Source organism: Halomonas sp. BM-2019 (assembly GCF_017584085.1).
On sequence record NZ_CP071922.1, the window covers coordinates 2,105,227 to 2,110,139 of the forward strand.

At 67.1% G+C, this 4,913-nt stretch carries 5 protein-coding genes; 4 read left to right on the forward strand and 1 reads right to left on the reverse strand.

All coding sequences use genetic code 11. The features are described from left to right. Positions 1 to 1,272, forward strand: a 1,272-nt coding sequence (locus J5F18_RS10445; RefSeq protein WP_346298591.1) for a hypothetical protein, incomplete at its 5' end; no start/stop codon positions are given. Positions 1,273 to 1,565: 293 nt separating this feature from the next. Here the strand turns inward: J5F18_RS10445 and J5F18_RS10450 are convergent. Then, the gene (locus J5F18_RS10450) at positions 1,566 to 2,963 is read right to left on the reverse strand and encodes a PLP-dependent aminotransferase family protein (RefSeq protein ID WP_346298592.1); all 1,398 of its coding nucleotides are present in this window, start codon (positions 2,961 to 2,963) and stop codon (positions 1,566 to 1,568) included. 97 nt (positions 2,964 to 3,060) lie between these two features. Here J5F18_RS10450 and J5F18_RS10455 point away from each other — a divergent pair, with 97 nt between their 5' ends. The 3 genes from J5F18_RS10455 (at position 3,061) to J5F18_RS10465 (ending at position 4,838) form a co-directional block, all read left to right on the forward strand. Then, positions 3,061 to 3,663, forward strand: coding sequence for a LysE family translocator (locus J5F18_RS10455; protein WP_346298593.1), 603 nt, complete (start codon positions 3,061 to 3,063; stop codon positions 3,661 to 3,663). Between the two features lie 587 nt (positions 3,664 to 4,250). Further along, a complete protein-coding gene (locus J5F18_RS10460; protein WP_346298594.1) occupies positions 4,251 to 4,547 on the forward strand; it encodes a type II toxin-antitoxin system RelE/ParE family toxin in 297 nt (98 codons plus the stop codon). 3 nt (positions 4,548 to 4,550) lie between these two features. Continuing rightward, positions 4,551 to 4,838, forward strand: coding sequence for an addiction module antidote protein (locus J5F18_RS10465; RefSeq protein WP_346298595.1), 288 nt, complete (start codon positions 4,551 to 4,553; stop codon positions 4,836 to 4,838). Positions 4,839 to 4,913 lie beyond the last annotated feature (75 nt).

Consider the following 4,913-nt stretch of genomic DNA (forward strand, 5'->3'; position numbering starts at 1 on the left):
GCCGCCTGGCCCGGCGACCCGGACCGGGCCGGCGAGCCCGACCGCGGCGTCGCCGCCGCCGACTGGGGGCTCCCCGTCGATCCTCGTGGCGACGACAATCGCCCGAGGGTCTGGGAGACCTTCAAGCCGGCGCAGGCGATCTTCCTCCCGGGGGGAGCGACCCCCGATGCCTGGGGTGTGTTGCCGGACCCGCCGGCTACCTGCAACGGCGCGGCGGCGCTGGCCAGCGATCGCCGCCTCGGCAGTCACGCTAAGCTGCCGGGGGCCGCCACCCTGGCGCGGCTCGACGCCAGCGTGATCCACCCTGACGAGACCGATGAGGCCGTGGGCGGCTGGCTGACCGACCAGGCGGGTGAGCTGGTGTGGTACGAGCGTTTGGTGAGCCGGGCCGAGTTCGCCTATATCGCCGACAACCGTCTCTATCGCGCGGCCCGTCAGCTGGTGGTCGCCAACAACGCGGACGACCAGCATCCCCATGGCCTGTCGTTGCCGTCGGGGCAGGCCCCGGGCGATGACATTCAGCCCTGGCAGGCGCGCGGCGCCATGGAGATCAAGGCCGCCTGGCGCAACCTCGATGACCATCCCGAGCTCTGGCCGCGCTATCGTGTCGCCCAGGCCTGGCTCAGCGATCCCGAGACGGGAGCGTGCGAACAGGCGGTGATGGGGTTGGTGGGGTTCCACTTCATCCTCAAGAGCGAGCACTTCCCCAACTTCTTGTGGGCGACCTTCGAGCATATCGACAACGTCCCGACCGCCGGGGCCGGCTATGGCCATCCCCACGGCTACTCGTTCTACGATCCGCAGTGTGCCTCCGCCGAGCCGTCGCGGGACTGTACCCCCAACCAGCCCCGGGTGAGCTGCGACGCGTCCGGGCATTGCACGCCGCTCTACCCCAGGTCGGAGCCGGTACAGGTCACGCGACAGTACCCGATCACGGCTACCGATGATGCGCCGACGATGCAGCTCAACCTCGCCATGCAGGACCAGATCGCCCAGGCGACCGATAGCCGGTCGGTGTTCCAGTACTACCAGCTGGTCAATACCCAGTGGGCACAGAGCCCGGTGCCACCCTATACCGCACCTGGCAACACCGTGCCGCTGAAGGTCGCCAGCATGACCAGCGGAGGCAATCAGCCGGTGGCGAACGTGACCCTGGAGACCTACGTGCAGGACAAGAACTGTACCGACTGCCATGCCAACGCCACCATCGCCCCGGGGCAGGGCCTGGCGTCCGATTTCAGCTTCCTGTTCTCGCTGGCCGAGGACGACTGAGGACGACTGAGGGCGACGGCGGGACAGGCGTGCCGAGCCGCTATGCTGAGGGTTAGGCTGGGGCACTGTGCTCCGGCAGCGCCAAGCGATGAAGATGACGGCGGTCATGGCGGCTCCTGGTGAACGAACGCACATCGCGCAGGGCGCGTGAAGGCGGCGATGCCGACGCGGTCCATGGCGGGCACTCCCACTGAACCTAACGCCACAAGGCCCCCGAGTCACTCATCCGGCTCGGGGGCCTGGCGTTGTGGCGCTGCCATGGGCGGACTCAGGCTGGGGTCATCCGGCGGCGTTCAGAGTGTGCGCCACGGGATCGGCGGGGGTGCCTGCAGGGTCTCCTTCACCGCCCGCAGGGCCTGGGCCAGCGCCTCCCGTGAGCCGGCCCCGCCCAGGCAGAGCCGAACCGCCTGGGGCGCCGGCTCGCTGCCCACGCAGAAGGGCTCCGGCCCGGTCAGGCGCACCCCGCGCTCCTCCAGGGCGGCGAGCAGCTCGGCGGCGCGCAGCCCCTCCGGCAGCGTCAGCCAGAGGTTGTTGCCGTGGGGCCGCCCGGACGGGGCGTAGTCCCCCAGCCACTCCCGCGCCAGGCGCTGGCGCTCGGCCTGTTCGTCGAGCTGCCAGCTCAGCAGGCGGCCGGCGTCCGCGCTCTCCACGCAGCGGCATACCGCCTCCACCATCAGCGGCGGCACCATCCAGCTCTGGGCGCGCACCGCCGCACCCAGCTGCTCCTGCAGCCCCTCCGGTACCCGCAGGGCGCCGATGCGCAGTCCGCCGGCCAGCACCTTGGCGGTGCTGAAGGCGAACAGGGTGCGCTCCGGCGCCAGCCGGTAGAGCGGGGTGCCGCGCTCGGCTTCCGGCAGGTACTGAACGCCATCCTCGAGGATCCAGAACTCGTGGCGACGTGCCAGCTCGGCCAGGCGCTCGCGCTGTGCCTCGCTGAGCACGGCCCCGGTGGGGTTGTTCTGATCCGGGGTGACGTAGACCAGCCGCGGTGGCTGCTGGGCACAGAGCCGCGCCAGGGCCTCCATGTCCATGCCCGCGTCGTCCAGGGGCACGCCCAGGGGCTTGAGATGCGCCTGGCGGGCGGCACCGATCAGCCCGGGGTAGGTGAGGGCATCGGCGGCGATGCGCTCGCCGGGGCGCGTGAGGGCCCGCAGCGTCAGGTCGATGCCGTGCTGGCCCCCCTGGGTGATCACCAGCGCCTCCGGCGTGACCGGCATGCCCAGGCGGGTCATCCAGGCGGCGAGGCGCTCGCGGTGCGCCGCGAGACCACGCTCCGGCTGATAGGCCACGGCCCGTTCCAGCACCGCGCGTTCCTCGGCGATCCCGGCCAGGGCGGCGCCCAGCAGCGAGGCACGCAGGGGGTGGGGTGGCGGCAGGCTCAGGCTGAGGTCGATCAGCCCCTCCTCGGCCTGGGGGGCGGCGGCGAGGAAGGGGGACTCGGCGGCGGGTTCGCTGCCGCGAACATAGGTGCCGCTACCCACCCGCGCGCTCACCCAGCCCCGACGTTCGGCCTCGGCGTAGGCGCGTGACACCGTGCCCACGGTGACGCCCAGGGCATCGGCCAGGCGACGCTGGGGCGGCAGGCGCTGGCCCGGGGCCAGTTCGCCGGACTGGATGGCGCGGGCGATCGCCTCGCCGATGGCGCGGTAGCGGGGGCCCTGCTCGTCGAGTCGTGGTATCCAGATTGTCATGGTGACAATAAAACCTTTGACGCCAAAATTGCACCCATTATGCTGAGCAATGTAGGCGATACGGCGCCAATAATCAATATTGTATGGGTTCAATTAAATGGAAGCCTTGGCATTTCTCGGGCCGGCGGCCCTCTACATGATCTCGATGACCATCACCCCGGGTCCCAACAACGTGATGCTCACCGCCTCCGGGGCCAACTACGGCTTCCTGCGGACCCTGCCGCACATGTTCGGCATCCTGGGCGGCTGCTTCCTGCTGTTCGCGGGCATCGCCCTGGGGCTGGGTCTGCTCTTCGAGCGTTATCCGCTGGTGCAGACCGCCCTGCGCCTGGTGGGCAGCGGCTACCTGCTCTATCTGGCCTGGTGCATCGCCACGGCGCCGCCGCCGGACCTGCGTCGGCGGGGGGAGGGGCGGCCACTGAGCTTCTGGCAGGCGGCGGGCTTTCAATTCGCCAACCCCAAGGCCTGGGTGATGGGGCTGGCGCTGATGGCGGGCTTCCTGCCCAGCGACGGCGCTACCCTGGTCAATGCCCTGCTGCTGGCCGGGTTCGCCGAGCTGGTGGCGCTACCTTGCATCGCGCTCTGGGCGGGCTTCGGCATGGCCATCGGCCGCTGGCTCGACACGCCCCGCGCCTGGCGGCTCTTCAACGGCGTGATGGGGGCGCTCACCGCCGCCTGCGTGGTCTTTATCCTGGGCTAAGACGACCGTATCCCGCGGGGAGCACAGCGCGCAGGAGCCGGATGAAAACGAAAGGGCCGGTTGGAGGACGCTGGTTCCTCTACTCGACTCCGCTGCCATACACGCCGGGCAGGAGGTACAAAGTGCTGCAGTTATTCCAGGAGTCCAGGTCACTAAGACCAAATTCAACTTTGCAGCCCCGCACCGGCTCACATAGCTTAATCAGTGGAACTTCCAGAAGGGGAGACTGGAAGGCACTACGCAGCACGCAAGGACAGCCCCAAGGATGGCTGTAGGTTGGGAACATGCCCAGATCGGGGCGGTAGCGTGCCTGAAGAACATCCCTGATGTCGTAACCCCCACGAAGGAGCCCGATTTTTCGGCGAAACATGACGGGCAAGAGCAGTTGATATTGCCTACTGATGTAGGAGCCCAATTTATTGGGCGATTTGTCTCGGATGGTCCCATGCAATCAGGGTGCTGAGTTTACCCGGTCATAGAGCACGCCGTCTAATAACTGTTCGACCACAGAGACGGGCGCTAACCTCACCCCCTCCGGGTGAATACTGCAGTTGACGCCGGCCCCGCGTGTCAACTACAGTATGCACATGGTCGAGATTCTCAAGAGCGGAACCTTTGATCGTTGGTTCAAGAAGTTACGGGACCGCGAGGCACGAGCCCGGATCGAGATGCGAATCCGGCGGCTCAGCCTGGGAAATCCCGGCGACGTCCAGCCGATCGGTCAAGGACTGAGCGAAATGAGGATCGACTACGGTCCCGGATACCGGGTGTACTACATGCAGCAAGGTGCCGTTGTCGTTGTGCTTCTATGTGGAGGAGACAAACGTACTCAGCAGGAAGACATCGCCAAGGCCAAGAACCTTGCTGCGGAGTGGAAGGGCTGACCTATGGCTGAAAAGTTTAGCCGTTACGACACAGCTGATTATCTCGAGACGGAAGAGGATATCCGGCTGTACCTGGAGGCATGCCAAGAAGACGGGGATCCTGCCCTGATTGCTGCCGCCCTAGGAGATATTGCGCGGGCGCGAAACATGACTCAACTGGCGAAGGAAGTGGGTCTTACTCGAGCTGGTCTATATAAGGCGCTATCTCCTGAAGGCAATCCGAGTTTCGCGACTGTCGCCAAAGTGGCGAAGGCTCTTGGCCTGAAGATTACGATTCACCCAGCGCAGTAGCCCCTGTGGTCGAACAAGGCGCTCCAGCGAACCATGGCAGCCCGTCACGTCTCTTGCGTGCGCAAGAGCCGCGCA